Annotated in this window: 26 protein-coding genes; 12 read left to right on the top strand and 14 right to left on the bottom strand. The window is 70.1% G+C overall.

Going from position 1 to position 25,877, the window contains the following annotated elements:
• Nucleotides 1-13: 13 nt before the first annotated feature.
• From ACYVHG_RS03660 to ACYVHG_RS03700, 9 genes are read right to left on the bottom strand one after another with little or no spacing between them, the layout of a single operon-like run.
• Nucleotides 14-889: a DegV family protein gene (locus ACYVHG_RS03660; RefSeq protein ID WP_461166072.1), complete on the bottom strand. Its 876-nt coding sequence runs from the start codon at nucleotides 887-889 to the stop codon at nucleotides 14-16.
• The gene (gene octT, locus ACYVHG_RS03665) at nucleotides 886-1,596 is read right to left on the bottom strand and encodes a diglucosylglycerate octanoyltransferase (RefSeq protein WP_461166073.1); all 711 of its coding nucleotides are present in this window, start codon (nucleotides 1,594-1,596) and stop codon (nucleotides 886-888) included. The genes ACYVHG_RS03660 and octT overlap by 4 nt, the downstream gene beginning before the upstream one ends.
• Complete coding sequence (locus ACYVHG_RS03670; RefSeq protein ID WP_461166074.1) at nucleotides 1,593-2,282, bottom strand: histidine phosphatase family protein; 690 nt, start codon at nucleotides 2,280-2,282, stop codon at nucleotides 1,593-1,595. The genes octT and ACYVHG_RS03670 overlap by 4 nt, the downstream gene beginning before the upstream one ends.
• Nucleotides 2,282-2,689: a ribosome silencing factor gene (gene rsfS, locus ACYVHG_RS03675; RefSeq protein WP_461166075.1), complete on the bottom strand. Its 408-nt coding sequence runs from the start codon at nucleotides 2,687-2,689 to the stop codon at nucleotides 2,282-2,284. Before rsfS ends, ACYVHG_RS03670 begins: the two co-directional genes overlap by 1 nt.
• Nucleotides 2,686-3,336, bottom strand: coding sequence for a nicotinate-nucleotide adenylyltransferase (gene nadD / locus ACYVHG_RS03680; RefSeq protein ID WP_461166076.1), 651 nt, complete (start codon nucleotides 3,334-3,336; stop codon nucleotides 2,686-2,688). The genes rsfS and nadD overlap by 4 nt, the downstream gene beginning before the upstream one ends.
• A gap of 53 nt (nucleotides 3,337-3,389) precedes the next feature.
• A complete protein-coding gene (locus ACYVHG_RS03685; protein WP_461166077.1) occupies nucleotides 3,390-4,883 on the bottom strand; it encodes a VWA domain-containing protein in 1,494 nt (497 codons plus the stop codon).
• Complete coding sequence (locus ACYVHG_RS03690; RefSeq protein ID WP_461166078.1) at nucleotides 4,884-5,777, bottom strand: AAA family ATPase; 894 nt, start codon at nucleotides 5,775-5,777, stop codon at nucleotides 4,884-4,886.
• An 8-nt stretch (nucleotides 5,778-5,785) separates the two neighbouring features.
• Nucleotides 5,786-6,235 carry an SRPBCC family protein gene (locus tag ACYVHG_RS03695; RefSeq protein ID WP_461166079.1) on the bottom strand — a complete coding sequence of 150 codons (450 nt, stop codon included), beginning with the start codon at nucleotides 6,233-6,235 and terminating at the stop codon, nucleotides 5,786-5,788.
• Nucleotides 6,236-6,266: 31 nt separating this feature from the next.
• Nucleotides 6,267-7,541: a glutamate-5-semialdehyde dehydrogenase gene (locus ACYVHG_RS03700; RefSeq protein WP_461166080.1), complete on the bottom strand. Its 1,275-nt coding sequence runs from the start codon at nucleotides 7,539-7,541 to the stop codon at nucleotides 6,267-6,269.
• A 55-nt stretch (nucleotides 7,542-7,596) separates the two neighbouring features.
• Here ACYVHG_RS03700 and ACYVHG_RS03705 point away from each other — a divergent pair, with 55 nt between their 5' ends.
• The gene (locus tag ACYVHG_RS03705; RefSeq protein ID WP_461166081.1) at nucleotides 7,597-8,331 is read left to right on the top strand and encodes an HNH endonuclease family protein; all 735 of its coding nucleotides are present in this window, start codon (nucleotides 7,597-7,599) and stop codon (nucleotides 8,329-8,331) included.
• A 200-nt stretch (nucleotides 8,332-8,531) separates the two neighbouring features.
• Here ACYVHG_RS03705 and ACYVHG_RS03710 read toward each other — a convergent pair whose 3' ends face one another.
• Nucleotides 8,532-8,918: a carboxymuconolactone decarboxylase family protein gene (locus tag ACYVHG_RS03710; protein ID WP_461166082.1), complete on the bottom strand. Its 387-nt coding sequence runs from the start codon at nucleotides 8,916-8,918 to the stop codon at nucleotides 8,532-8,534.
• Nucleotides 8,919-9,029: 111 nt separating this feature from the next.
• Between ACYVHG_RS03710 and ACYVHG_RS03715 the strand changes: the two genes are divergently transcribed.
• The 10 genes from ACYVHG_RS03715 (at nucleotide 9,030) to ACYVHG_RS03760 (ending at nucleotide 19,662) form a co-directional block, all read left to right on the top strand.
• A complete protein-coding gene (locus ACYVHG_RS03715; RefSeq protein WP_461166083.1) occupies nucleotides 9,030-9,434 on the top strand; it encodes a DUF302 domain-containing protein in 405 nt (134 codons plus the stop codon).
• A complete protein-coding gene (locus ACYVHG_RS03720; RefSeq protein WP_461166084.1) occupies nucleotides 9,431-9,691 on the top strand; it encodes a metal-sensitive transcriptional regulator in 261 nt (86 codons plus the stop codon). The genes ACYVHG_RS03715 and ACYVHG_RS03720 overlap by 4 nt, the downstream gene beginning before the upstream one ends.
• 69 nt (nucleotides 9,692-9,760) lie before the next feature.
• Nucleotides 9,761-10,540, top strand: coding sequence for a TIGR03084 family metal-binding protein (locus ACYVHG_RS03725; protein ID WP_461166085.1), 780 nt, complete (start codon nucleotides 9,761-9,763; stop codon nucleotides 10,538-10,540).
• Nucleotides 10,537-12,300 carry an acyclic terpene utilization AtuA family protein gene (locus tag ACYVHG_RS03730; RefSeq protein WP_461166086.1) on the top strand — a complete coding sequence of 588 codons (1,764 nt, stop codon included), beginning with the start codon at nucleotides 10,537-10,539 and terminating at the stop codon, nucleotides 12,298-12,300. The genes ACYVHG_RS03725 and ACYVHG_RS03730 overlap by 4 nt, the downstream gene beginning before the upstream one ends.
• Nucleotides 12,297-13,487 (top strand): acyl-CoA dehydrogenase family protein, encoded by a 1,191-nt coding sequence (locus ACYVHG_RS03735; RefSeq protein WP_461166087.1) that lies wholly within the window; start codon nucleotides 12,297-12,299, stop codon nucleotides 13,485-13,487. Before ACYVHG_RS03730 ends, ACYVHG_RS03735 begins: the two co-directional genes overlap by 4 nt.
• Before the next feature lie 16 nt (nucleotides 13,488-13,503).
• A complete protein-coding gene (locus tag ACYVHG_RS03740) occupies nucleotides 13,504-15,093 on the top strand; it encodes an acyl-CoA carboxylase subunit beta (protein WP_461166088.1) in 1,590 nt (529 codons plus the stop codon).
• Nucleotides 15,094-15,100: 7 nt separating this feature from the next.
• On the top strand, nucleotides 15,101-17,071 hold the full coding sequence (locus ACYVHG_RS03745; protein ID WP_461166089.1) for an acetyl/propionyl/methylcrotonyl-CoA carboxylase subunit alpha: 1,971 nt from the start codon (nucleotides 15,101-15,103) through the stop codon (nucleotides 17,069-17,071).
• Entirely contained in the window at nucleotides 17,068-18,237 is a 1,170-nt protein-coding gene (locus ACYVHG_RS03750) for an acyl-CoA dehydrogenase family protein (protein ID WP_461166090.1), read from the top strand. Before ACYVHG_RS03745 ends, ACYVHG_RS03750 begins: the two co-directional genes overlap by 4 nt.
• Before the next feature lie 8 nt (nucleotides 18,238-18,245).
• A complete protein-coding gene (locus tag ACYVHG_RS03755) occupies nucleotides 18,246-19,040 on the top strand; it encodes an enoyl-CoA hydratase family protein (protein WP_461166091.1) in 795 nt (264 codons plus the stop codon).
• A gap of 10 nt (nucleotides 19,041-19,050) precedes the next feature.
• The gene (locus ACYVHG_RS03760; RefSeq protein WP_461166092.1) at nucleotides 19,051-19,662 is read left to right on the top strand and encodes a TetR/AcrR family transcriptional regulator; all 612 of its coding nucleotides are present in this window, start codon (nucleotides 19,051-19,053) and stop codon (nucleotides 19,660-19,662) included.
• A 3-nt stretch (nucleotides 19,663-19,665) separates the two neighbouring features.
• Here ACYVHG_RS03760 and ACYVHG_RS03765 read toward each other — a convergent pair whose 3' ends face one another.
• Together ACYVHG_RS03765 and ACYVHG_RS03770 are read right to left on the bottom strand one after the other, a co-directional pair.
• Nucleotides 19,666-22,056: an ATP-dependent DNA helicase RecG gene (locus ACYVHG_RS03765; protein WP_461166093.1), complete on the bottom strand. Its 2,391-nt coding sequence runs from the start codon at nucleotides 22,054-22,056 to the stop codon at nucleotides 19,666-19,668.
• Nucleotides 22,053-23,720, bottom strand: a complete 1,668-nt coding sequence (locus tag ACYVHG_RS03770; protein ID WP_461166094.1) for a DAK2 domain-containing protein — start codon at nucleotides 23,718-23,720, stop codon at nucleotides 22,053-22,055. The genes ACYVHG_RS03765 and ACYVHG_RS03770 overlap by 4 nt, the downstream gene beginning before the upstream one ends.
• Nucleotides 23,721-23,891: 171 nt before the next feature.
• Between ACYVHG_RS03770 and rpmB the strand changes: the two genes are divergently transcribed.
• Nucleotides 23,892-24,083 carry a 50S ribosomal protein L28 gene (rpmB, locus tag ACYVHG_RS03775; protein WP_068521417.1) on the top strand — a complete coding sequence of 64 codons (192 nt, stop codon included), beginning with the start codon at nucleotides 23,892-23,894 and terminating at the stop codon, nucleotides 24,081-24,083.
• Between the two features lie 75 nt (nucleotides 24,084-24,158).
• On the opposite strand, the gene ACYVHG_RS03780 is transcribed toward rpmB, so the two are convergent.
• The gene (locus tag ACYVHG_RS03780) at nucleotides 24,159-24,854 is read right to left on the bottom strand and encodes a uracil-DNA glycosylase (RefSeq protein WP_461166095.1); all 696 of its coding nucleotides are present in this window, start codon (nucleotides 24,852-24,854) and stop codon (nucleotides 24,159-24,161) included.
• Nucleotides 24,851-25,861: a thiamine-phosphate kinase gene (locus tag ACYVHG_RS03785; protein WP_461166096.1), complete on the bottom strand. Its 1,011-nt coding sequence runs from the start codon at nucleotides 25,859-25,861 to the stop codon at nucleotides 24,851-24,853. The genes ACYVHG_RS03780 and ACYVHG_RS03785 overlap by 4 nt, the downstream gene beginning before the upstream one ends.
• Nucleotides 25,862-25,877: the final 16 nt, after the last annotated feature.

Below are 25,877 nucleotides of genomic sequence, written 5' to 3' on the forward strand. Positions count from 1 at the left end.
GGGCGGGTTTCCGTCACACCGGTGTGTTAGGCGGTTCCTGCGCAGCCGACGGGTCCGCCAGCGCGGGGGCCACGGCCACCCCGACCGCACCCGGACCCAGGTGCGCGGCGATGGTTCCGCCGAACGGCCCCACCACGAGTTCCTCCACCCGGCCGAACTCCTGCCGGACCGACTCGGCTACCTGCTGGGCCGCTTCGAGCGCCTCGACGTGGTGCACCGCGACCCGCACCGGCCGATCACCGAAGTGCTCTGCAGCCAGTGCCGCCAGTTGATCGCGGGCACGGGCGACGGTGCGGGTCTTGCGCTCGGACACGATCCTGCCGTCCTTGATCCGCAGCACCGGAACGATCTGCAGCGCTCCGCCGAGCAGTTTCGCCAGCGCGCTGACCCGCCCGCCGGCCCGCAGATGGTCGAGGGTGGCGACGCAGAAGTAGCCCTCGGCACCGTCGAGCACCCGGCGCGCCGTCAGCGCGACCTCACGGGCACTCGCGCCGGTCCGGGCCAGGCGCGCCGCTTCGAGAACGCCGAATCCCATCGCCATATCGATGCTGCGGGAGTCGATCACGGTGATATCGGCGGCCAGCGCCGCGGCCTGCGCCACGCAGGTCGAGTGCGTGGAGCTCAGATGCGAGCTCATGGTGATCACCACGACGCCGTCACCGCCGGCCTGTGCGAGCGCCGCCTCGAAGACCTCGCGGACCTCCCCGGCCGACGGACCGGAAGTGCTCACGCCCTCCTTGACGAAACGTTCGGCCTGATAGCCGGTTCCGTGATCGACGAATTCGCCGTCGGCGGAGAGCACGTGAAGCGGGAGCACACCGATGCCCGACTCCCGGACCCGCTCCGGGGCGATGGCCGCCGATGCATCGGTCACCACGACGACACTCACCGCTGCTCCCCTCCCCGCAGGGCGCCCAGTACTCGCCGCGCCACCTGCTCGTGCATCTCGAACGCCCAGTGGATCCCGTCGATGTTATTGATCCCGGTGTCGAAGGACCACTCGCACAGGTCCCGCACCGGCACCAGCGGCACCGAGGCGTCCTCGGCCCAGCGCCGCATGGCGGTGTCGGTGCGGTCCCAGCCGGGCTGGGCGAAGGAGTAGGCGCGGGAGCGGTGCACGGCGGGCCCGAGTACCGCCATCGGGGCGGCCGGGCGCAGCGCACGCAGGGATTCGTGGGTCCGTCGCAGGTAGTCGACGGTGACCCCGGGCGGCAGTGCCATGGGCCACCCGACGGGCGCGAACATCCGCTGGACGGTGGCGTATCCGTCACGCACCTTCGCCCGCAGGGCGGGTGGCCGCAGGTAGCGGATCTGCTCACGCAGAGCGGTCGGCACCGGTGAGGGCAGTGAGTCCATTCCGCCGAGCGCGAGGACGGCGGCCTCCACGGTGGGCACCGCGGACCACACCCGCGGGTCCTGGGTCACGCACCACCAGCCGTCCCGGGTGGTCCAGCCGACCCGGGCGAACAGCTCGCAGCGCAACCCCAACTCGCTCGCCACCAGGTTCGGCCAGATCCGCGGGTCCGATGTCGGCAGCGCGCCCTCGGGCCCGTAGAACCCCAGCGAATCACTGAGAACCAGCAGCGTTCCGGTCATAGCACGTCGGAGGCCACGTCTGCGGAGGCGTTCCACACGTCCAGCCGCCACCGCGGCTGGTCACCGTGTCCGGACAACTGGACCCAACTGCAATTGCCGAGTCCGCCGAGGATCGGCCAGGAGGTGACGGGCAGGTCCAGCAGGCTCGCGGTGAGCGCCGCGATGAGACCGCCGTGCGCCACCAGGACCACCGGACGCTCGGCCGAGCCCCAGTCGGGGAGCCGGTCGATCAATTCGTCGACCACCGGGTGCGAACGCGCGGCGACGTCGACCCGGGCCTCCCCGCCGGGCGGAGCCCACTGCGGGGCGTCGCGCCAGCGCAGCCGCGCACCGGGCATGTACGAGTCCACCTCGTAGTGCGTCAGGCCCTGCCAGTCCCCGAGCATCGTCTCGCGCAGCCGGTCGTCGAATTCGACGGTGCCGCCGGTCTGCGTCGCGAGTGCCTGCGCGGTGTCGCGGGCCCGGCGCAGATCGGAGCTGACGATCAGGATCGGATCCCGGTCGGCGAGCGCGCCCGCAGCGGCGTGGGCCTGGCGCCGGCCCAGATCGGTGAGGTCGGTGTCGAGTTGGCCCTGCATCCGGCCCTCCGCGTTCGAGGCGGTCTGGCCGTGCCGCAGCAGGATGAGCCTGCGCACCGTCGGGGTCAGGCGCTCGACCGAGGAGTCGAGCCCGTCCTCCACGTGCATCAAGCGTCCTCGCGCTGCCCGTCGACGGTGCCGTTGTCACCGTGCTGCCCCAGGCCTTCGACCTCGATCTTCGGGCAATCCTTCCACAGCTTCTCCAGCGCGTAGTACTCGCGCTCGTCCTCGTGGAAGACGTGCACCACGATGTCGAGGAAGTCCAGTAGTGCCCAGCGGCCCTCGCGGGCGCCCTCACGGCGGACGGGCTTGACGCCCGCCTCGCGCAGCGCGTCCTCGACCTCCTCGACGATGGCGTTGACCTGGCGCTCGTTGCCCGCCGAGGCGATCACGAAGGCCTCGGTGAGTACCAGCTGGTCGGAGACGTCGAGCACCACCACGTCGGTCGCGAGCTTGTCGTCCGCTGCACGGGCCGCGATCGCGGCGATGGTGCGAGCGTGATCGGATGCGGTCATTCTCCTCCTGGGTTCACTGTCTTCTGCGGCGCCGTTCCGCTCTGGTAGAGCCCGCGTTTGGCGATGTACTGCACCACCCCGTCCGGAACCAGGTACCACACGGGGCGGCCGGCGTCGGCGCGGGCACGACACTCGGTCGACGAGATGGCGAGGGCGGGCACCTCCACGAGGAACAATCTATCCCGCGGCACGTCGGAGAGGTGATCGGCGGCCAATTGGTAGCCGGGCCGGGACACTCCGACGAAGGTCGCCAGACCGAACAGTTCCTCCCAGTCCTGCCAGCTCAGGATCGATGCGAGCGCATCGGCGCCGGTGATGAAGAACAGGTCGGATTCGGGATTCTGCTCGCGCAGGTCACGCAGGGTGTCCACGGTGTAGGTGTCACCGCCCCGGTCGATGTCGACCCGGCTGACCGAGAACTGGGGGTTCGAGGCGGTCGCGATGACCGTCATCAGGTACCGATCCTCGGCGGGCGTGACGTCGCTCTTCTGCCAGGGCCGTCCGGTGGGGACGAAGACCACCTCGTCGAGGCCGAACCTGTTCGCCACCTCACTGGCGGCCACCAGGTGGCCGTGGTGGATCGGGTCGAAGGTCCCGCCCATCACGCCGACCCTCCGACGACGTCCTGCGGTGCTGGACTCACGCATGACACGACATCCTATTCCCGGCCCACCGGCCCGCCCTTCCCGGCTCCGCCCGGTCACACGGGCAGCAATCGCCCGATCACCTGCGCGAGTTGTCCTGCGGTACGGCACTCGTACATGTCGATCAGGGTGCGATAGCGGTCGGCCACCGAATCCCCGGTTCCCCAGGACGCCTTGCGCTCGGGGTTGAGCCAGAAGGCGTGCCTGGCCCGGGTCACCAGTTCGTCGAGTTCGGCGAGCGCGGGATCGGTGTGGTTGGTGCGGGCATCGCCGAGGATCAGCAGGGTTCCGCGGTGGGTCACCGCGTCCGGGAAGTCACGGACGAAGGTGCGCAGCACACTGCCGTAGTCCGAACCGCCGAACCGTGCCACCTTCGTCTCGCGGATCACCCGGTCGAACATGTCCACCACCGTGTCGACGGTCAGTGTGCGACCGGTGTCGATGTACTCGGTGATCTCGTCGACCGAGTCGACGAAGCCGAACACCCTGATCTTGGAGAACTCGGCGCGCAGTGCGTGGGTGAGCAGCAGCGTGAAGTTGGAGAACCCCGCCACCGAGCCGGACAGGTCGCACAGCAGCACCAGTTCGGGTTTCGTCGGGCGGGGCCGACGGTGCGCCAGGTCGATCGGGACGCCACCGGTGGACATCGACCTGCGCAGCGTGCGCCGCAGGTCGATCGCACCGCGGCGAGCACGGCGTCGGCGCACCAGCAGCCGGGTGGACAATTGCCGCGCCAGCGGCCGGACCGTCTGTTCCATCCGGTGCAGTTCACTGCGGGTGGCGGCGAAGAACGCCACGTTCTCCGGCAGCTGCGGTGCCGCGTACTGGGCGACCGCCTCGGGTCCGCGTCGGGCGGCCATCGCGACCGAGGTCAGTTCGGTGACCCGTTCGGTGAGTTCGGCGACCCGGTTGCGGGCCACCCGGCGCGCGGATTCGTACTCGAAGCTGCCCGGTGCCGCTCCGTCCTCTCCGGCCGCGGCGAGCAGCCCGTTCGCGATGGCCGCGATCAGGGTCTGCGGGTTGAGGGCCTTGAGCGCCTGGTAGGACGAGAAGGCGGTGCCGGTCGCCGACTGGTACTCCCCGAGCTGTTCCACGATCTGGCTGGCGATGCCGTCGTGGTCACCTCCGGCGACCAGCGCCGCGATCGCCTCCTGCCGGAGGGCCTCACGGGCGGCGTCCGGGTCGGGTGGCTCATCGGCGGCGGGCATCCGCATCGGCTCGGCGCGGCCGGTTTCGGCGAGCCGGTTCGGGCGGGCCGCCCGGCCCGGTGACGCCGCGGTGGTGCTGTCGGCACCGAAACCTCCGCGGACCGGGAAGTACAGGTCGAACAGCACGTCGAAGGCCTTGCGATGCATCTGCTCGCGCAGCAGCACCGCCGCGAGTCCTTCCCGCAGTTGGGCCCGGTCGGCGAGGTCCAGCACCGTCAACACCTCGGCCGCCGTGATCGCCTCCCCCGGTCCGATGGCCAGGCCCCGCTCGCGCAGCATCCTCACGAAGGCGTGCAGGTGCGCGTCGAGCGGGGTTCCGGAGGCCGACTCACGCACGGACATCTACAGGCCCAGCGCTGCCGCGGCGGTCTCGATGTCCACCTGGTGCTTGAGCACGACTCCCAGAGTCGATCGGAGTGCGCGCTTGTCGATCGATCCGCCGGCGCTCCCGGTGACACCGAGCGCGAGCAGGGTGCGGCACCAGTCGAGGGTCTCCGAGACGGAGGGCTTCTTCTTCAGGTCCAGTCCGCGCAGGGTGGAGATCACACGCAGCAGTTGCTGCGCCACCGCCGCCGGGAGGTCGGGGACCCGGCTACGGATGATCGACAGTTCGAGGTCGGCATCGGGGAAGTCGATGTGCAGGTACAGGCAGCGGCGTTTGAGCGCCTCGGACAACTCCCGGGTGGCGTTGGAGGTCAGGAAGACCAGCGGCTTGCGCTGCGCGGTGATCGTGCCCAGTTCGGGCACCGTCACCGCGTAGTCGGAGAGCACCTCCAGCAGCAGCCCCTCGAACTCCAGGTCGGCCTTGTCCGCCTCGTCGATCAGCAGGACCGACGGCCCGCTCTCCCGCACCGCCTGCAGCAGCGGCCTCGGCAGCAGGAACTCCTCGGAGAAGACGTCCTCCTTGGTCTCGTCCCAGTCACCGCCTGCGGCCGCACCGGAGGACTGGATCCGAAGGATCTGCTTGGCGTGATTCCACTCGTACAGTGCGCGGGCCTCGTCGATGCCCTCGTAGCACTGCAGCCGCACGAACCTGGCCGCGCGGGCCTGGGCGCAGGCCCGGGCCAGTTCCGTCTTGCCGACACCGGCCGGACCTTCGACCAGCAGCGGTTTTCCGAGCCGGTCGGCGAGGAAGACTGCAGTCGCGGTGGCCGTCGAGGGGATGTACCCCGTTTCCCGCAGCGCGGAGGCGACGTCGTCGACGTCGGTGAACAGGGCCGTCGGCGCTGGGGCCACCGCGCCGCTCAGGACGCGGCCTTCCGCTTGAGGACCTCTTTGGTCAGCCCGTTCTTGACGATGTCCATGGCCAGCTTGATGCCCTTCTTGACCACGAACCCGGGAGCCTTGACCTTGGGATCGAGGTACATGCTCACCGTGACCCGGGTCTGGTCGTCACCCTTGGGCGCCAGCTCGTAGATGCCGCCCTGGCTGCGCACTGCGGTTCCCTCGTTGCGGGTGTCCCACTTGCAGCTGGTGTCGGTGAAGACGTAGTCGAAGGTGAGGTCGTCGCTGAACATCAGCAGGCCCACCGAGGCGGTCACCACGCTGGGCCGACCGTTCGCATCACGTTCGACCACCTTGACGTTGCTGTGCGCCGAGGACCAGTCCGGGAGCGCGTCCACATCGGCCAGCGTCTCGAGCACGAGGTCCACCGGGGCGTCGATGTCGAATTCGAGTGACTCGTTGATTGCCATAGCGACAACCTACCTCCGCCGACTCTGCGGCCTACCGGGGTCGCACATGTCCGTCACCCCACGCGATCCACTTGGTGGAGGTGAGCTCCGGCAGTCCCATCGGGCCGCGGGCGTGGAGCTTCTGCGTGGAGATACCGATCTCCGCACCGAAACCGAACTGCTCGCCGTCGGTGAACGCGGTGGAGGCGTTCACCATCACCGCTGCCGCGTCCACCCGGGTGGTGAAGGCGCGGGCGGCCGCGAGGTCTCCGGTGACGATCGCCTCGGTGTGGCCGGTTCCGTAGCGGTCGATGTGCTCGATCGCTGCGTCGAGCCCGTCGACCACCTTCACCGCGACGTCCAGGCTGAGGTACTCGTCCGTCCAGTCGGCCTCGGTGGCGGGCACCATCGCCGCCTCGTCTCCGTGCACGATCACCCCGGCGGTCTGGAAGGCGCTCAGCAACTCGGGCAGGAAACTCTCCCGCAGCGCGGAGTCGACCAGTACGGTTTCGACGGTGTTGCACACGCTGGGCCTGCGGGTCTTGGCGTTGAGCACGATCCGCTGCGCCATCTGCCGGTCGGCAGCGGCGTGAACGTAGATGTGGCAGTTGCCCACGCCGGTCTCGATGGTCGGGACGGTGGCGTCGCGGACGACGGCGGCGATCAGTCCTGCGCCGCCGCGCGGGATGACCACGTCGACCAGCCCCCGGGCGCGGATCAGCGCGGTGACGCTGGCGCGGTTGTCGGCCGGCAGCAGGTTGACCGCGTCCTCGGTGATACCGCTCGCGGCGAGCGATTCCCGGAGCACGGCCACCAGAGCGGCGTTCGACGACGCCGCCGACCCGGAGCCGCGCAGCAGCACCGCGTTGCCGGATTTGAGGGTGAGTCCGAAGGCGTCGACGGTGACATTGGGCCGGGCCTCGTAGACGATCCCCACCACGCCGAGAGGTACGGCGACCTGGCGCAGTTCGAGACCGTTGGGCAGTGTCGATCCGCGCAATACCTCACCGACCGGGTCGGGCAGTCCGGCGACCTGCCGCAGACCCGATGCGATCGCGTCGATCCGCGAGTCGTCGAGGGCGAGCCGGTCGATGAGCGATTCCTCGGTACCGGCGGCGCGGGCGCGATCGACGTCCTCGGCGTTCGCGGTGAGGATCCGGACCTTGGCGGCGAGCAGAGCATCGGCAGCGGCGTGCAGCGCCGTGTTCTTGCGCTCAGTGGTGAGCGTGATCAGCTGTTTCGATGCGGCGCGGGCGGCGCGGGCCGCCACCTCGACCGTCTCGGTCGCGGTACGCAGCTCGTCGTCCTGCGCGGTGGGCGTACTCATGGGTCGAGAATACGGGGCGCCGCGAATCGTCGGTGCGTGGTGCTACGTTGCGGCAATGTCCCGCCGGAGAACCACCCGCCCGCTTCCGGCGCGCACGTGGCTGATCCTCGTACTGGTCGTCGCGACGGCGGTGTTCGTCGCGGTCGGCGCGCACCGCGACCGCGGTCGGGCGGCGCCCCCGGCCCACTCGTCCGGCGATGCCGCGCGGAGAGGAACGCCGGATGGGTCGCTGGAGGGAGTGGCCGTCGTCCCGGCCCGGCAGCGGGCTCCGCAGCCGTACCGGCGGGCGGCCTTCGGTCCGCCGTGGACCGACGATCAGTCCGCGCCGCTCGGCCGCAACGGCTGCGATACCCGCAACGACGTGCTGGAGCGGGACCTGACCGACAAGTCCTACGTACGGACCTCCGCATGCCCGAACGCAGTGGCCACCGGCACTCTGGTGGACCCGTACAGCGGCACCGTGATGCGGTTCGAGCGGGGCGCGAAGACCTCGGCGAAGGTGCAGATAGACCACGTGATCGCCCTCGCCTACGCCTGGGACATGGGCGCCTGGTCGTGGGACGACGCCAAGCGCGTCGTGTTCGCCAACGACCCGCGGAACCTGATCGCGGTGGACGGTCCGGCGAACGAGAACAAGCGCGATAGCCCGCCCGGTCGGTGGATGCCCTCCAATGAGCGATTCCATTGCCAGTACGCCCGGCAGTTCTCGTTCATCGCCCGCGAGTACGGTCTCACGGTCGATCGTGCGTCCGTGGCAGTCGTGCAACGCGCGTTGACCACCTGCCGGTGAGGCGCGTCGAGATCCCGGCCGGCGTCTCGATCAGCTGCGGCGCACGCTGAACCAGCGTCGTTCGGGGCGAGAGGCACCGTTGTGGCCGGCGCACCAGTCGGCGGAGGCGACGGTTCGCCGAACCGCGTCGACGTGGCTTCCGCACCCGGCCCAGGTGGTCTTACCGCAGGTTCGGCATCGGGTCGCGTGACACATGCCGATCACCGCTGTTCTGCGTCGGCGAAGCCGCGGAAGACCTCGAAGGCCCGCGCTCCGTGGATGGTGGCGGGGCCGCCGTGCATGAGGAAGGTGACGCCGATCGCCTCCGCGGCCTCCTCGGCGGTGGCGCCCGCACGCGCTGCGGCCTGCCCGTGCGAGGCGATGCAGCCGTCGCACCCTTCGACCACTCCGATGGCGAAGGCGATGAGTTCCTTGGTCCTGCGGTCCAGTGCGCCGTCGGCGAAGGCGGCGGCGCTGAGCGCACCGAAACCTGCGTAGACGTCCGGGATCGCCCTGCGCAGGTCGCGATGCTGCGGTTGCAGGCGACGCAGGGTCGCGGCGCCGGATTCGGCCTGTTCGTCACTCCCGTGGACGGTTGTGGTGGTCATCTTTCCAACTCCTTCTCGGTAACCCCCCTAGGGGATATTCACCACAAAGGTAGCATCCCCCCTGGGGGATATGGAAGACTGAGGGAACACCGATCGACGAGGAGCCCGGCCATGCACGCCTTCACCCTGAGCAGGACGCTCACCTCCCCCTACCCGCACGCCGTCATCGCGGTGCGCGAAGCCCTGAGCGAGGTGGGTTTCGGCGTCCTCACCGAGATCGACATCGCCGCGACCCTGAAGGCCAAACTGGGCGTGGACGTGCCCCCGCGGGTGATCCTGGGGGCGTGCCGGCCGCAACTGGCCCACCGCGCCCTGCAGGCCGATCCGCGAGTGGCGACACTGCTGCCGTGCAACGTGGTGATCAGTGCCGAAGGCGAGGGGTCGAAGGTCGAGATCATGGACCCGGCGGTGATGCCCGAGTTCACCGGCACCGCGGCACTGTCCGAGATCGCCACCGAGGCACGCGAACTACTCACTTCGATGCTCGACGGGCTGGACGGGAGCCGGGCGCGATGAAGATCCCCGAGACCGACGCCAAGCCGATCGCGACCCGGCTCAAGCGAGCGCACGGACACCTCGCCACGGTGATCCGGATGCTCGAGGAGGGGCAGGACTGCGAGGACGTGCTCACCCAGCTCGCTGCGGTCAACAAGGCGCTCGGACGCAGCGGGTACGCGCTCGTGGCCACGGGACTTCAGCACTGCATCGCCACCGAGGGACCGGAGAACGTGGATAGGCAGAAGCTGGAGAAGCTGTTCCTCGCCCTCGCCTGAGCCCGGTCAGACCCTTAGAAAAAAGCGCCACTGCTTGTTTTTTTGGCCGGGCGATGCCAGAGTGTGTCCGTGACCACGGCAGCCCCCGTCTTCGATGCGCTCGAGACCACCTCGTCTGCGGTAATGGCGATCGCGGACACCGCCGACTGGTCGACGCCCACCCCGGCGCCGGGCTGGACCATCGCTCACCAGATCGGACACCTGACCTGGACCGATGAGGTCTCACTGACCGCTGCGACCGATCCTGCCGGTTTCGCCGAGGTGCTGCACCGGGCGATGGCCGATCCTCTGGGATTCGTCGACGCCGGAGCCGGTGAGCTGGCCTCGGATCCCGACCTGCGTGCGCGCTGGAACCGCGGGCGCGATGCGCTCGTCGCCGCGCTCCGCCGGGCCGATCCGGCCACGCAGCTCCCCTGGTTCGGACCGCCGATGCGCCCGGCGACCATGGCGACGGCTCGCCTGATGGAGACGTGGGCGCACGGGCTCGACATCGCCGACGCCACCGGCGCCGACTTCGACGTCCCCGGCGCCCTGCCCCACGTGGCCAAACTGGCGTACAAGACCCGTGATTTCGCCTATTCCGTGCACGACCAGCAACCCCCGGCTGACCCCTTCGACCTCGTCCTCACCGCCCCCGACGGTTCGGTACACCGCTTCGGCCCCGGCGATGCCCCACAACGGGTGACCGGCTCCCTGGAGCACCTCTGCCGACTCGCGGTACAGCGGGTGCACCGCGACGACACCGACTTGGCCGCCACCGGCACCGATGCCGCGCACTGGCTGACCATCGCGCAGTGCTTCGCCGGAGCCCCGGGGCCCGGCCGGGACCGACGAGGAGTGCAATCATGACGCGTACCGTCCGCATCGCCAACGTCTCCGGCTTCTACGGGGACCGCGCCGCCGCGATCGGTGAGATCCTGGACGGACCGCGGGTCGACTACATCACCGGTGACTACCTGGCCGAACTCACCATGCTCATCCTCGGCCGGGACCGGCTCAAGGACCCGGATCTCGGCTACGCCAGAACCTTCCTGCGGCACCTGCAACCGCACCTCGACTCCCTCGCCGCACAGGACACCAAGGTGGTCGTCAATGCGGGCGGACTCAATCCCGGCGGACTCGCGACCGCCGTGCAGCAGGTGATCGAGCAGGCGTCCGGACCGGCGCGCGAGTTGACCGTCGGGTGGGTCGACGGTGACGATCTGCTTCCACGCGCCGCCGAACTCGGGGTAGCGGATGCGGTGACCGCCAACGCCTATCTGGGCGCGTTCGGCATCGCCGAGTGCCTGCGCAGCGGCGCCGACATCGTGATCACCGGACGGGTCACCGACGCCTCCGTGATACTCGGCCCGGCGATCGCTGAATTCAATTGGGGTCGCACCGATTTCGATGCGCTCGCCGGAGCCGTCGCCGCCGGGCACATCATCGAGTGCGGCGCCCAGGCCACCGGCGGCAATTACGCCTTCTTCGACCGCCACCCGATCACCGCCATGATGCACCCCGGTTTCCCGATCGCCGAGATCGACGCCGACGGCGGCTTCGTCATCACCAAACAGCCGGGCACCGGCGGCGTGGTGGAGGTCGGGACCGTCACCGCCCAATTACTGTACGAGGTCACCGGTCAGCGGTACGCCAATCCCGATGTCACCCTGCGCCTCGACTCGGTCGCGCTGGCCCAGGCCGGTGCGGACCGGGTCGCGGTGCGCGGGGTGCGGGGCGAGGCACCCCCGCACACCACAAAGGTCGCCACCACCGCCCTGGGCGGGTTCCGCAACGAGATCAGCTTCCTGCTCACCGGTCTGCAGATCGAACGCAAGGCTGAGCTGCTACAGGGGCAGTTGCGGGCGAACCTCGATCCGGCACCGTCGGAACTCCAGTTCCGCCTGGCCCGGACCGATCACCGGGACGCGCCGACCGAGGCCGCGGCCTCGGCCACGCTGACCGCGGTCGCATGGGACCGAGATCCGGTCAAAGTGGGACGCGCGTTCACCTCCGCCGCTGTTGAACTCGCGCTCGCCACCTATCCCGGTGCCTCACCGACCGCACCGCCGTCGAACGGCGGACCGTACGGGGTCTATCACGCGGCGTACCTGCCCAACAGTGCGGTGCCGCACCGCGCCCACCGTCCCGATGGCACCGTTGCGGAGATCCCCCCGCCCGAGATCACGCAGGTACTGCCGGCGGATCCCTCACAACCGGGTCCGGACACCGAACCCGTCACCGATCGGGCCACTGCGCAGGAAACCGTCCGCGCACCTCTGGGAACCGTCTTCGGCGCCCGCAGCGGCGACAAGGGCGGCAGCGCCAACGTCGGCGTATGGGCCGAGTCCGACGACGCCTATCAGTGGTTGCGCACCCGGCTCACGGTGCGGCTACTGCGCGAGCTGCTCCCGGAGGTCGCCTCGCTACCGGTGCGGCGCTACGAACTGCCGAATCTGCGCGCGGTGAACTTCGTCATCGACGACATCCTCGGCAAGGGCGTCGCGCACGGATACCGATTCGATCCGCAGGCGAAGGGCCTCGCGGAATGGCTCCGCAGCCGCTTCGTGGACCTACCGGTCACCCTCCTGCCGGCACCCGGCGTCACCTCCCCGGAGGGCACCGAATGACCGGGCATTGGGACAGCCCCGAAAGACTCGCGCTGCGCAAGGCCGTCACCGCTTTCACTGAGCGGGAGATACTGCCGAACCTGCACACCTGGGAGACGCAGGGCCTGCTCCCGCGGGATCTGCACGTCAAGGCCGCTGATCTGGGATTGCTCGGGGTCTCCTTCCCCGCTTCCGTCGGAGGCGGCGACGGTGACCCCCGCGACGCGCTCATCGTGTGCGAGGCCATGCACGAAGCGGGCTGCTCGGGCGGCGCCTTCGCCTCCCTACTCACCTGCGGGATCTCGGTACCGCACATCGTGCTCTCCGGCACCGACGAGCAGAAGGCGAGGTGGGTCGCGCCCGTGCTCCGCGGAGAGGCGATCAGCGCGCTCGCCATCACCGAACCCGGCGGCGGGTCGGACGTCGGCCACCTGCGCACCACCGCCCGCAGGGACGGCGACCACTACGTCGTCAACGGCGCCAAGACTTTCATCACGTCCGGGGTGCGTGCCGATTGGGTGGTCACCGCTGTGCGCACCGGTTGCGACGGGGCCGCTGGAATCAGCCTGCTGGTGATCCCCAAGGGGCTGAGCGGATTCGAAGTGAGTGCACCGCTGAAGAAGCTGGGCTGGCACGCCTCCGACACCGCCGAACTGTCCTTCACCGACGTGCGGGTGCCCGCGGAGAATCTGATCGGCCCGGAGAACGGCGGATTCCTGCTGATCGGAGCGGCCTTCGTCACCGAACGGCTCGCTCTGGCCGTGCAGGCCTATTCCCACGCGCAGCGCTGCCTGGACCTCACCCTCCCCTGGGTCCGTGACCGCGAGACCTTCGGCGCACCGCTGATCACCCGGCAGGCGGTGCAGAACACCGTCACCGACATGCGGCGCCGGATCGACGTGGCACGGGTGTACACCCGGCACATCGCCGACCGGTACGCCGAGGCCCTCGCCGGCGCTCCGGGCGATCCGATGCGCGGCGCCGTCGCCGGTGCAGACCTGGTGCCGCAGGCCTGCTTCGCCAAGAACACCGCCGTCGAGACCGCGCAGCGGGTGGTCGACGATTCCCTGCAATTGTTCGGCGGCCACGGCTACATGGCCGAATCGGAGGTCTCACGGCACTATCGGGACGTCCGGATCCTCGGCATCGGCGGCGGCACCACAGAGATCCTGACCACCCTGGCGGCCAAGCGCCTCGGCTACACGTGACCGGAAGGAACCCGCGATGACGGTGCTACGCAGCACCCCCTCCCCCGATGCACCGCGATATCGGGACGCGATGCTCGAGAAGATCGCCGAGTTGAACACCGAGTTCGACAAGGCCCTCGCCGGGGGCGGCGAGAAGTACGTTCAGCGGCATCGGGCCCGCGGCAAGCTCACCGCGCGCGAACGGATCGACAGCATTCTCGATCCGGCCTCCCCGTTCCTGGAACTCATGCCGCTCGCCGCCTGGGGCACCGACTTCCAGGTGGGCGCCTCGCTGGTCGGCGGCATCGGTGTGGTCGAGGGTGTCGAGGTCATGGTCGTCGCCAACGACCCCACCGTGAAAGGGGGCACCAGCAACCCGTGGACGCTGCGCAAGTCCTTGCGCCTGAACGACATAGCGCTGCAGAATCGGCTCCCGGTGATCTCCCTGGTGGAATCCGGCGGGGCCGATCTGCCGACCCAGAAGGAGGTCTTCGTACCGGGTGGGGCCATGTTCCGCAACCTCACCCGACTGTCGAAGGCCGGGATCCCCACCATCGCAGTGGTGTACGGCAACTCCACCGCGGGTGGCGCCTACATCCCCGGCATGAGCGATCACGTGGTGATGATCTCCGAACGGTCCAAGGTCTTCCTCGCCGGACCGCCGCTGGTGAAGGCCGCGACCGGGGAGATCTCCGACGACGAGACCCTCGGCGGCGCGGAGATGCACTCGCGGACCTCGGGACTCGGCGACTACCTGGCCGCCGATGAGCTCGACGCCGCCCGCATCGCCCGCTCCATCGTGCGGCGGATCAACCACCACAAGCAGGGGGCTACGCCTGCGGGCGTGGCTGCGCCGCCCCGATACGATCCGGAGGGACTACTCGGCATCGTCCCGGACGATCTGAAGATCCCCTTCGATCCGCGCGAGATCATCGCGCACATCGTCGACGACTCCGACTACGACGAGTTCAAGCCGCTCTACGGCGGATCGCTGACCACCGGGTGGGCGAACCTGCACGGCTACCCGATCGGCATCCTCGCCAATGCCCGTGGCGTCCTGTTCTCCGAGGAGGCGCAGAAGGCCACACAGTTCATCCAGCTGGCGAACCGGTACGACACACCACTGCTGTTCATCCACAACACCACCGGGTACATGGTGGGCGCCGAATACGAACGCGGCGGCATGATCAAACACGGATCGATGATGATCAACGCCGTCTCCAATTCGGAGGTGCCGCACCTCTCCCTGATCGCGGGCGCCTCCTACGGGGCCGGTCATTACGGCATGGCGGGCCGGGCCTTCGACCCGCGGTTCCTGTTCTCCTGGCCCAGTGCCCGATCCGCGGTCATGGGCGCCAAGCAGCTCGCCGACGTGGTCACCGAAGTGGCGGCCGCCTCCGCCGCATCCCGCGGTCAGGAGATGGATCCGGCGTTCGTGGACGGCATGCGCACCGCCATCGAGACCCAGATCGATAAGGAGTCGCTGCCGGCGTTCATGTCCGGAATGCTCTACGACGACGGCATCATCGACCCTCGGGACACCCGTACTGCGCTCGGGATGGCGCTCTCGGCCATCCACAACGGCCCGGTCCACGGCACCGACGCCTTCGGCGTCTTCCGGATGTGAGTGAGAAATGACAGACACGACTTTCGATTCCGTTCTGGTGGCCAACCGCGGCGAGATCGCCCGCCGCGTGATCGCCGCAGCCCACGCCCGCGGGCTGCGCGCAGTGGCGGTGTTCTCCGACCCCGACGCGGGCGCCCCGCACGTCGTCGAGGCCGACGATGCGGTGCGCCTGCCCGGCGACACCCCTGCTGACACATACCTCCAGGGCGAGCGGATCATCGCCGCCGCCCGGACAACCGGAGCTCAGGCGATCCACCCCGGCTACGGTTTCCTGTCCGAGAACGCGGAGTTCGCGGCAGCGGTACGCGCCGCCGGCCTGGTGTGGATCGGCCCGTCCCCGGAGGCGATCACCGCCATGGGCTCCAAGGTTGCGGCGAAGGCGCGGCTCGCCGAGGCCGGGGTCCCGATGCTGACCAACCTCACCCCGGATCAGGTGTCCGACAGCGATTTCCCGGTGTTGGTGAAAGCGTCGGCCGGCGGTGGCGGCCGCGGCATGAGGGTGGTGCGCTCCCGCTCCGAACTGCAGGAGAACCTCGAAGCCGCGCAGCGCGAGGCGATGTCGGCGTTCGGTGACGGAACCGTCTTCTGCGAGCGCTACCTGGAACGCGGCAGGCACATCGAGGTTCAGGTGATGGCCGATTCCCAGGGCACGGTCTGGGCCGTGGGCGAGCGTGAATGCTCGATCCAGCGCCGCCACCAGAAGGTGCTCGAGGAGGCCCCGTCGCCGCTCGTCGAGCGTCACCCGGCGATGCGGGCCGCGCTGCAGAAGGCCGCTGCGAACGCGGCACGGGCCATCGGTTACACCGGCGCCGGCACCGTCGAGTTCCTCGCCACCGACACCGGCGAGTTCTACTTCCTCGAAGTCAACACCCGACTGCAGGTGGAGCATCCGGTCACCGAGGCCACCACCGGCCTGGACCTCGTCGGCCTGCAGTTCGACGTCGCGGCGGGCCTTCCGCTGCCTGCGAAGGAACCCCCTGCGACGCGCGGCTGGGCCGTGGAGGCACGCCTGTACGCCGAGGATCCCGCGAACGACTGGCGTCCCGCCGCCGGAACCGTGCACCGTTTCGAGGTACCCGGTGTGGTCAGCGAGTTCCACGGACCGGGCCGACCGGGTATCCGGCTCGACAGCGCGCTCGCCCCTCGCGATAGCGTCGTGGAGGTCTTTTACGATCCGATGCTCGCCAAGGTGATCGGCTTCGCCCCCACCCGCGCGCAGGCCCTCGCGATCACCGAGTCCGCGTTGCGCGGGGCGGTGATCCACGGCATCACCACCAATCGCGACCTGCTGGTACGGATCCTCGCCGACGCCGATTTCAAGGCCGGTGACTTCGCCACCGACTTCCTCACCGGCGATCGGTTGCAGCGCCTCGCCGTACCCCTGCTCGACGAGGCCGAACTCGCCGAGGCCGCGTCGGCCGCCGGGGCGGTCCTGGACCGTCGAGCAGCGGCCGCGAGCCCCCTCCCGCACGTCGCCCCGGGCTGGCGCAACGTGGGCGCGCGCACCCTGGTGCCGGAGTTCCGTACCTCCGACGAGCGCGAGTTCAGAGCAGAGTGCGGGCCGGTCGCATCCGTCGCCGACGACGGTGACCGTGCGAGGGTCACCGTCGAACGCGACGGGGTCCGGCGAACCGTCTCCGTCACCACCTACCCGGGTGATCGCACCGTGGTGGAGGTCCAGACGCCACGCGGCGCTGCGACTCTGACGCTCGTCGATCCGCTGCCCTCCGCGGATGCCGCCGCGGCGGCGGGCTCCCTCCTCGCCCCCATGCCCGGTGTGATCACCCGGATCGGGGCCCGCGTGGGCGATCTCGTCACCGCGGGACAGCCGGTGCTGTGGATGGAGGCAATGAAGATGGAACACGCCGTGCACGCCCCCGCAGACGGGATCATCACTGCGGTCGAGGTGGAGGCCGGCCAGAACGTCGATGCCGGTGCGGTGGTCGCCGTGCTGGAGGAACAGGAGCAGAGCGCATGACCATCTCGATGGACGTCATCGAATCCGACGAGCGCCGGGCGCTCCGCAGCACCGTCGCCGAACTCGGTCGCCGCTACGGGCCCGAGTACGTGCGCGAGAAGATCGCCGCAGGTGAGGGTCCCACCGAACTGTGGAACGCCGCAGGTGAACTCGGCCTGATCGGGGTGAACATCGCCGAGCAGTACGGCGGCGGTGGTGCGGGCATGTACGAACTCGGCATCGTCGGAGAGGAACTCGCCGCGGCCGGTTCTTCGCTGCTGATGCTGGTGGTCTCCCCCGCCATCAACGGCACGATCATCTCGAAGTTCGGCACCGAGGAGCAGAAGCAACGCTGGCTGCCCGGCATCGCCTCGGGCAAGACGATCGCCGCCTTCGCGATCACCGAACCCGATGCCGGCAGCAACAGCCACCGGATCACCACCACCGCCCGCAGGGACGGGCAGGACTGGATCATCTCCGGGCAGAAGACCTTCATATCCGGCGTCGAGCTGGCCGATGTGATCCTGGTGGTCTCCCGGACCGAGGACGCCGCGTCCGGGAAGCTGCGCCCGGCGCTGTTCCTCATGCCCAGTGATTCCCCGGGCCTGCAGAAGACGAGGATCCCGATGGAGGTGGGACTTCCCGAATCGCAGTGGGCCCTGTTCTTCGACGATGTACGCCTGCCCGCCGATGCCCTGGTCGGAGAGCCGGACGCCGCGATCGCCCAGCTCTTCGCGGGACTCAACCCTGAGCGGATCATGGCCTCGGCGGGTGCCATCGGTTCGGCGCGGTACGCGATCGACCGCGCGGTGGACTACGCCAAGGGGCGCACCGTGTTCAAGACGCCGATCGGTGCGCACCAGGCGATCGCGCATCCGCTCGCCGAGTTGAAGGTGGAGACCGAGCTGGCCAAATTGATGCTCCAGAAGGCCGCCACTCTCTACGACGCGGGCGAGGAGTTCGCGGCGGCGGAGGCCGCGAACATGGCGAAGTACGCCGGCGCCGAGGCCGGCGCGAAGGCCGTGGACCGCGCGATCCACTCGCTCGGCGGAAACGGTCTGACCACCGAGTACGGATTGGCGCAGATGCTGGTGGCGTCGCGGCTGTTCCGCATCGCGCCGGTCAGCCGGGAGATGGTGCTCAACTTCATCTCCGAGCATTCGCTCGGCCTGCCCAAGAGCTACTAGGAGACGCGATGGCGGACAGCACATCACCCGAGCCGCTGGTGCGGTATCGGACCAGCGGTGGCGGCGCCCACCTGACCATCGACAGCCCACACAATCGCAACGCCCTTTCCGAGCGGCTGCTCGCCGAGCTGCTGGAGGGCCTGGAACGCGCCGCGGCCGACGACGAGGCCCGCGCGGTGGTCCTCGGACACACCGGCGGCACCTTCTGCGCCGGCGCCGATCTCAAGGAGGTCTCGGCGAGCACCGCCGACCCCGGGGCGCGCACGCTGGCGATGATCGCGGTGATGCGCGCGCTGATCGAATGCCCGAAGCCGGTGATCGCGCAGATCGACGGGCACGTCCGCGCCGGCGGGTTCGGCCTGATCGGATCCTGTGATTTCGTGTTCGCCGGTCCGTCCTCGTCGTTCGCGGTGACGGAGACCCGGATCGGGGTGGCACCGGCGATGGTCTCGCTGGTGCTGCTGCCCCACCTGAGTTCCCGGGTGGCCTCCACTCTCCTGCTGAGCGGTCGGCGGTTCGACGCGGCACAGGCTGCGGAGTACGGCCTGATCACCTCCGCTCCGGACGACCCCGCCGCGGCCACCGCGGAGCAGCTCGCCGAACTTCAGCTGTGCAGTCCTCAGGGCCTGCGAGAGACCAAGCAGATCCTCTGGCACGACGTCCTGGCCACGTTCGACGAACGCGCCGCTGCCCTGGCCGAGCAGTCGGCGCGGCTGTTCGGATCCCCGGAATCGGCCGAGGGCATCACCGCGTTCCTGCAGAAGAGGCCGCCGAACTGGGCCCGCCCAGCCGCAGCCGACTAGTCTGACCGGGATGAGTACCTCCCGTCCGCGCACCCGGACGCCCCAGCAGTCCCGCAGCCGGGAGACCCGCCAGCGGCTGTTGGAGACCACCATCGCCTCTCTCGCCACGCGGGGCTGGGGCGCGACCACGGTCGGCAGTGTGGCACAGCAGGCGGGGGTCTCCCGCGGAGCGGCACAGCACCACTTCCCCACTCGCGAGGATCTGATCTCCGCCGCACTCGAGTACATGGGCGAACAGCGTCTGGCACAGATGACCTCGGCCGGTGCGGCGGTGCCGGAGGGTCCGGACCGGCCCTATGCCGTTGCCCGCCTGATCGTGGAGTACTACACCGACGACCTGTTCAAGGCCGCCCTGCACGTGTGGACCGCCGCGGCCAGCGACGACGCACTGCGGGAGCGGATGTTGCCGTTCGAGAACCGGCACTCCCGCGAGGTCTTCGCACTCGCGATGCGGCTGCTCGGCGTGGACCGTGAGGACGCGCACGCCCGCCGAGCCGTGCAGGCCACGCTCGATCTCGCGAGAGGGCTGGGCCTGGCGGATCTGCTGTCCGACGACGCCGCCCGCCGCGAGCAGGTGGTGCAGTTCTGGGGCGGCCAGCTCGCCGCGCTCTGCGGCCCGTAGTCGCTAGGCCTTCCCCAGGAACTCCTCGCGCTCCCCCCCGAGGATGACTTCGTTCATCATCCGCAGCGGCCGGTGCCGTTCCAGATCGGGGTCCGCGGCGACGATCTCGAAGGCGAGATCCCGGGCCGCGTGCAGGACGTCACCGTCGGAAGCGAGGTCGAGGAAGCTCAGGCGCCGGGCGAGTCCGGACTGATCCACGCCGAGGATGTCACCGAAACCGCGGTGTTCGAGGTCGATCTGGGCCAGGGCGAATCCGTCGACGGTGCCGGCGACCGCCTGCAACCGCTCCTGTGTGCGTGCCGATTCACTGGCGGTGATGAGTAGGCACAGTCCGGGCAGTCCACCTCGCCCCACCCGGCCGCGCAGCTGGTGCAACTGGCTGATGCCGAACCGGTCGGCGTCCCGCACCACCATCGTGGTGGCGTTCGCCACGTCCACTCCGACCTCGATCACCGTGGTGGCCACCAGGATATCGATCTGCCCGGCCGCGAAAGCCGCCATGACCTCGGCCTTCTCCTCGGCCGGCAGGCGACCGTGCAGTACCGCGATCCGGTGCTGCCCGAGCGGACCGGCGACCAGTTCGTCGTACATCTGAAGGGCCGAGATGGTCTTCGGCGGCACGGACTCGTCCTCCGGGGGTCCCGGATCCGCACCCTGCCCACCGGCCTTCGGCGATGCCGACGACACCGGCCTGTCGAAGTCGTAGTCCTCGTCGGTGAACGACGCTTTCGCCTGCTCACCGGTCGCGTCGTCACCGATCCGCGGGCACACCACGTACACCTGGCGACCGGCGCGCACCTCCTCGTCGACCCGTTGCCAGGCACGCGCCACCCAGGACTCCCGGCCCTGCGGGACCACCGAGGTCTGAATCGACTGACGCCCCCGCGGCAGTTCCCGGAGCACCGAGGTCGTCATGTCCCCGAACTGGGCCAGAGCAACGGTCCGCGGGATCGGTGTCGCAGTCATCACCAGAAGGTGCGGCACGAGCTCGTCCGCTTCGCCGGCGCCCTCGGAACCGGTCTTGGCGCCGCTCGCCGAACCACCGACGCCCTTGCGTCGCAACCGGTTGCGCTGCTCCACTCCGAACCGGTGCTGTTCGTCGACGACAACCAGTCCGAGCCGGAAGAACTCCACGGTGTCCTCGAGCAGGGCGTGGGTTCCGATCACGATGCCGGCCTCACCGGTGACGATCCGCAGCAGCGCGGCCCGTCGCTGCTTGGTGGTCATGGACCCGGTCAACAGGGTCACGGTGGTCGCGGCGTCGGCGGCACCGAGTTGCCCGGCCTCCGCCAGGTCACCGAGCATGGCGGTGATCGAGAGCAGGTGTTGCGTGGCGAGAACCTCGGTGGGTGCCAACAGCACGGCCTGATAGCCGGCATCGACCGCGGTGAGCATCGCGAGCAACGCGACCAGCGTCTTACCGGAGCCCACCTCACCCTGCAGTAGTCGCGTCATCGGATGGGACTGCCGCAGGTCGTCGACGATCTCCGCCAGCACGTCCTCCTGGCCGGCGGTCAACCGGAACGGGAGCCGCTCACGCAACCCCGTCTGCAGCGGTCCGTCCGGGGCGGCGAGCGGCGGCGCGGCGACGGTGCCCACCTCGTGCGCCCGCCGGGCCAGGGCGATCTCGATGGCGACGGCCTCGTCGAAGGCGAGCCGTCGCTTGGCCTGTTCGACCTGCGCGCGGCCGTCCGGCTTATGAGCGGCACGGACCGCCTCGTCCAGACTCATCAGGGCGTTGACCGCGAGGAACTCCACCGGCAACGACTCCGGGACCGGAGCGAGCCGCTTGAGCACACTGTCGACCAGCGACAGGGTCAGCCAGGTCGGCATGTTCTTGGTGCCGTGGTAGATCGGGACGGTGGGCTGGAGCAGCAGGCTCAGATCGGCGTGTTTGAGCCGCTTCGAGCCGGCCTTGGTGGAGCCGGATTCGTTGTCCGCCAGAGCCTGCGCCGAGGTGACCGAGTCGTCGGGGAGCACCAGCCAATCCGGGTGGGTGAGTTGTAGTTTGCCGCTCCACTCCCCGAGTCGCCCGATCAGCAGCAGCCGACGGTCGGGCTGGATGGGCTTGGGTAGGTAGTTGAAGAAGGTCAGCTCGTAGGCACGGACCTTGTTGACCACCTGCACCCGGAACATCTTCTTGCCCCGGTGGTGCGCCTGTGGCGGCGTGATCGCGGTGACGGTGCCGATCACCACCACGTCGTCCCCGACTCGGGGCTCGGACCTCCGGGTCCCGTCGTCCTCGACGGCGCCGCCCTCGTACCGGAACGGGAAGTGCCGTAGTAGATCCCCGACCGTCTCCAGCCCCAGTTCGGCGGCCGCCGACTCGGCGATCTCGGGGTCGATCGCCGCACGGAGCGGGGTCCCCAGGTGCAGGTCACGGGTGGAGCTCATTCGACGCCGATCTCCATCACGCTCCCGGGCTGGCCGCCGGAGTAGCCGACCACCTCGACCTCCGGGCGGTCCGGCCGAAGGGCCGCGAGCACCCTCTGCGGGAAGTCGCCGTCGGCGACCTCACCGAGCAGGACCGTCACCATGTCTCCACCGGTGGCGAGCAGCAGTTCGGTCAGCGCCTCACCGGCCGAGTACTGGTCCTCCTCCAGGACCACCACCTCGCCGCCCACCATCCCCAGGTAGTCGCCCGGACCGCACGGACCGAGAATCGTCAGCGCGTCCTCGGTGACCGCGACGACGGATCCGCAGCGGGCTCCGGCGGCCGCCTCGGCCATGGAGTAGGTGTCGTCCGCGGCGTCCCCGCCCGGCTCGTGCACGGCCAGCGCCGCGATCGCCTGCACCATCGACGAGGTGGGCAACGGGGTCACCAACACCCCGGATTCTCGCGAGCGCGCGGCGACGGCGAGCAGTTCCGGGGTGGCCAGCGCACCGTTGGGCATGAGCAGTACCTCGCGGCCCTCGAACCGGTGCAGTGCGGCCAGCAGTTCGGCGTGGGTGATGCCCTGATCGCAGCGGATCACCTCGGCGCCGGCGCCGGCGAACAGGTCCGCGGCACCGTCGCCGGAGACCAGGGCGACGATTGCCCGCGGCGCGTCGAGCAGCGCCTGCAGCGGTGTCTCCGCCTGCCCGGCCTCCTGCAGCACGTTCACCGCGATGCTGCGCAGGTTCCCGTGCGCCAGTCCCGCCTGAATGGCACGGCCGGGTTCGGCGGTGTGGGTGTGCACCGACCACACCGCCACCGGGGTGGGGTCGGCGGCGGAGACCACGACCACCGAATCGCCGAAGGTGCTCAACTCCTCACGCAGCCGGTCGGCCACCGCCTCGGTCGCGTCGGGCAGGAGGTACATCACCTCGTAGTCGGCATGCGGTCCGCGCGGTGGGTCGCCGGCGTCCTGCGGGTCCGCGCGGGCGTGCTCGCCGGCGGCGTGCACGTGCACGTGCGGTGCGGCCTTCCGATGGAACCGGGGGCGTTCCGGTGCGGTGCCACAGGTCACCTCGACCAGGGCGTCGAGCACCACCAGCAGTCCGCGACCACCCGCGTCGACCACCCCGGCGGCTGCGTTGTCGGCGAGCTGGTCCCGGGTGCGCAGCAGGGCGTCGAAGGCGGCGTCCGCCGCGGCGACGGCGCAGCCGGGCAGGTCGCGCCCCTCGGTCGCGGCGGCACCGGCGCCGTCGGACGCGCCGCGCAGAACGGACAGGATGGTTCCCTCGACCGGGTCGGCGACGGCTGTGGTGACCAGCGAGGTCGCCGTGCGCAGTCCCTCGGCGAAGCCGGTGGGCGTGAGCGCGGCGTCCTCGGTCAGCTGCGTGGCGAGCCCCCGCATGATCTGCGAGACGATCACACCGGAGTTGCCCCTGGCTCCGGACACGGCCCCGGCGACGGTCGCCCGCGCGAGCGCCTGCGGGCCTTCGCGGCGGTCGGCGGCCTCCGCGCTCCGGGCCGCTGCCCGGAGGGTGACCAGCATGTTCGTGCCGGTGTCGGCATCCGCGACCGGGAACACGTTCAGGGAGTTGATCTCGTCGACGGCGCGTTCGAGGCCGAGCACCGCACGACGGAGCCAGGTGAGCACCACGCGCCCGTCCTCCGGATTCGGTCCCGTCACGTCCGTCAGCCTAGTGGGCCGGTGCCCGCAGTACGGTCCCCGGAGCGGTTTGGCTCCGCGAGCACGCTCGGCTATGCTTGCAGGGTTGCCTCGCGTGCCGAGTGCGCCCTCACGCGTACCCGACGGCCGGGGCTGAACCACAGTTTTCAACGATACGAGGAGTACACGACTATGGCTGCCGTCTGCGACGTCTGCGACAAGGGCCCCGGCTTCGGTAAGTCGGTCTCGCACTCGCATCGGCGTACCAACCGCCGGTGGAACCCGAACATCCAGACCGTGCGCGCCCAGGTCGCGCCCGGCCAGACCCGGCGTCTGAACGTGTGCACCTCGTGCATCAAGGCCGGCAAGGTCGTTCGCGGCTAGTACGCGAGAGAAACTTTCCACGAGGACCCGCGACCGACCGGTCGCGGGTCCTCGTGCATCCCGAGCGGGTCCGGATCAGGGAACCTGAGCCAGGTGCGGCAGCCGCCAATCGACCGGTTCGGCGCCGATGCCGGCCAGGGCGTCGTTGGTCCGGGAGAACGGGCGGGAGCCGAAGAACCCCCGGGACGCCGACAGCGGCGAGGGGTGCGCCGATTCGATCCGCGGGGTATCACCCAGGCGCGGGCTCAAGGATGCGGCATCACGGCCCCACAGGACCGCCACCAGGGGCGCGTCCCGCGCCACCAGGGCGTCGATCGCGCATTCGGTGACCTTCTCCCAGCCCTTCCCGCGATGCGAGGCCGGAGAGGTGGGCCGCACCGTGAGCACGCGGTTGAGCAACAGCACTCCGCGACGGGACCACGGCGAGAGATCGCCGTTCGCCGGCGTCGGAAGGTCGAGGTCGTCGCAGTACTCCTTGAAGATGTTCTGCAGGCTCCGCGGGATGGGACGCACCGCCGGATCGACCGAGAAGGACAGGCCAACGGCGTGCCCCGGGGTGGGGTACGGGTCCTGGCCGACGATCAGCACCCGCACCTCGTCGAAGGGCTGCCGGAAGGCGCGCAGCACGTTCGCCCCGGCGGGAAGGTAGCCCTCGCCCGCGGCGTTCTCGGCACGCAGGAAGTCGCCCATGGCGGCGATCCGGTCGGCGACGGGGGCCAGCGCCCGGGCCCATCCCGGTTCCACCGAATCCGCCAGCGCTCTCGTGGTCATGGTTGCTCCGCGGTTCCCTCGAAGCTGTTCCACCCGCCGCGCTCGGGCCCGGCAGCGCCGTCGACGGTGACCGTTCCCGCCGTCCCGTCCCCCGCCGCCTGCACCTGTCCCACTATGCGCCAGCGGTCCGGTACCGCGCCGGGCGGGAACGCCGCGAACAGGGAGTGGTCCTCACCGCCGGTGAGCACCCACCGGTGGGGATCGGCGCCCAGGGCCTCGGCGCAGTCCAGCAGGCGCTGGTCGGGCACGAGGGCGGCACCGTCCAACGCGATCGTGACACCCGACGCCGCAGCCACGGCCCGGGCGTCGCGGAGCAGTCCGTCGGAGACGTCGGTGAGGGCGGTGGCGCCGGCCCGGGCCGCCTGCGGTCCGGCGGCCAGCGGCGGCACCGGACAACGGTGGATCTCGACCAGGTCGGCGAAGCCGTCGATCCCGGCCAACAGCACTGCCAGGCCGGCCGCCGAATACCCCAGCGTGCCGCAGACGGCCACCTCGTCGCCGGGGCGCGCCCCGGACATCAGGACCGGGGCGCGGCCCTGCAGATCACCGATCACCGTGACCGCGAGCAGCACCTGGTCGGTGCGGACCACATCGCCGCCTGCGATCGCGCCACCGGCGTCCCGCGCTCCGCCGGCGGTTCCCGCGGCGAGGCCGGCGATGACGTCCGCTCCGGTATCGGCGGGGCACCCGAGGGTCACGGTGAAGGCGGTGCAGACCGCGCCCATGGCGGCGATGTCGGCCGCGTTCTGCGCGATCGCACGGCGACCGACGTGTTCGGGGGTGCTCAGGTCGAACCGGAAGTGCCGGCCCTCGACCAGCGCGTCGGAGGAGACCACGATCCGCCCGTCCGGGGCGGTGACGACCGCGGCGTCGTCTCCAGGGCCCACCGGGATCCGGGGGTCGGCAGACATCGCGCTGGTCGCGAGCGCGATCACGCCGTCCTCACCCAGATCCGCCGCGGTGCGCTGCGGCGCCCGCGGAGACCGGACCGGCTCACAGGAAGTCATCGCGGCTACCGTATCG

This window comes from Tsukamurella serpentis (assembly GCF_054780975.1).

What these genes read in the sequence shown, in the direction of transcription:
- ACYVHG_RS03745 (WP_461166089.1), top strand. Translation starts at nt 15,101, where the DNA reads ATGACAGACACGACTTTCGATTCCGTTCTGGTGGCCAACCGCGGCGAG.
- ACYVHG_RS03780 (WP_461166095.1), bottom strand. Translation starts at nt 24,854, where the DNA reads ATGACCACGAGAGCGCTGGCGGATTCGGTGGAACCGGGATGGGCCCGG.
- ACYVHG_RS03715 (WP_461166083.1), top strand. Translation starts at nt 9,030, where the DNA reads ATGCACGCCTTCACCCTGAGCAGGACGCTCACCTCCCCCTACCCGCAC.
- ACYVHG_RS03670 (WP_461166074.1), bottom strand. Translation starts at nt 2,282, where the DNA reads ATGCACGTGGAGGACGGGCTCGACTCCTCGGTCGAGCGCCTGACCCCG.
- ACYVHG_RS03685 (WP_461166077.1), bottom strand. Translation starts at nt 4,883, where the DNA reads ATGTCCGTGCGTGAGTCGGCCTCCGGAACCCCGCTCGACGCGCACCTG.
- nadD (WP_461166076.1), bottom strand. Translation starts at nt 3,336, where the DNA reads ATGCGTGAGTCCAGCACCGCAGGACGTCGTCGGAGGGTCGGCGTGATG.
- ACYVHG_RS03735 (WP_461166087.1), top strand. Translation starts at nt 12,297, where the DNA reads ATGACCGGGCATTGGGACAGCCCCGAAAGACTCGCGCTGCGCAAGGCC.
- ACYVHG_RS03760 (WP_461166092.1), top strand. Translation starts at nt 19,051, where the DNA reads ATGAGTACCTCCCGTCCGCGCACCCGGACGCCCCAGCAGTCCCGCAGC.
- octT (WP_461166073.1), bottom strand. Translation starts at nt 1,596, where the DNA reads ATGACCGGAACGCTGCTGGTTCTCAGTGATTCGCTGGGGTTCTACGGG.
- ACYVHG_RS03695 (WP_461166079.1), bottom strand. Translation starts at nt 6,235, where the DNA reads ATGGCAATCAACGAGTCACTCGAATTCGACATCGACGCCCCGGTGGAC.
- ACYVHG_RS03705 (WP_461166081.1), top strand. Translation starts at nt 7,597, where the DNA reads ATGTCCCGCCGGAGAACCACCCGCCCGCTTCCGGCGCGCACGTGGCTG.
- ACYVHG_RS03720 (WP_461166084.1), top strand. Translation starts at nt 9,431, where the DNA reads ATGAAGATCCCCGAGACCGACGCCAAGCCGATCGCGACCCGGCTCAAG.
- ACYVHG_RS03765 (WP_461166093.1), bottom strand. Translation starts at nt 22,056, where the DNA reads ATGAGCTCCACCCGTGACCTGCACCTGGGGACCCCGCTCCGTGCGGCG.
- ACYVHG_RS03750 (WP_461166090.1), top strand. Translation starts at nt 17,068, where the DNA reads ATGACCATCTCGATGGACGTCATCGAATCCGACGAGCGCCGGGCGCTC.
- ACYVHG_RS03730 (WP_461166086.1), top strand. Translation starts at nt 10,537, where the DNA reads ATGACGCGTACCGTCCGCATCGCCAACGTCTCCGGCTTCTACGGGGAC.
- rsfS (WP_461166075.1), bottom strand. Translation starts at nt 2,689, where the DNA reads ATGACCGCATCCGATCACGCTCGCACCATCGCCGCGATCGCGGCCCGT.
- ACYVHG_RS03755 (WP_461166091.1), top strand. Translation starts at nt 18,246, where the DNA reads ATGGCGGACAGCACATCACCCGAGCCGCTGGTGCGGTATCGGACCAGC.
- rpmB (WP_068521417.1), top strand. Translation starts at nt 23,892, where the DNA reads ATGGCTGCCGTCTGCGACGTCTGCGACAAGGGCCCCGGCTTCGGTAAG.
- ACYVHG_RS03740 (WP_461166088.1), top strand. Translation starts at nt 13,504, where the DNA reads ATGACGGTGCTACGCAGCACCCCCTCCCCCGATGCACCGCGATATCGG.
- ACYVHG_RS03785 (WP_461166096.1), bottom strand. Translation starts at nt 25,861, where the DNA reads ATGACTTCCTGTGAGCCGGTCCGGTCTCCGCGGGCGCCGCAGCGCACC.
- ACYVHG_RS03700 (WP_461166080.1), bottom strand. Translation starts at nt 7,541, where the DNA reads ATGAGTACGCCCACCGCGCAGGACGACGAGCTGCGTACCGCGACCGAG.
- ACYVHG_RS03710 (WP_461166082.1), bottom strand. Translation starts at nt 8,918, where the DNA reads ATGACCACCACAACCGTCCACGGGAGTGACGAACAGGCCGAATCCGGC.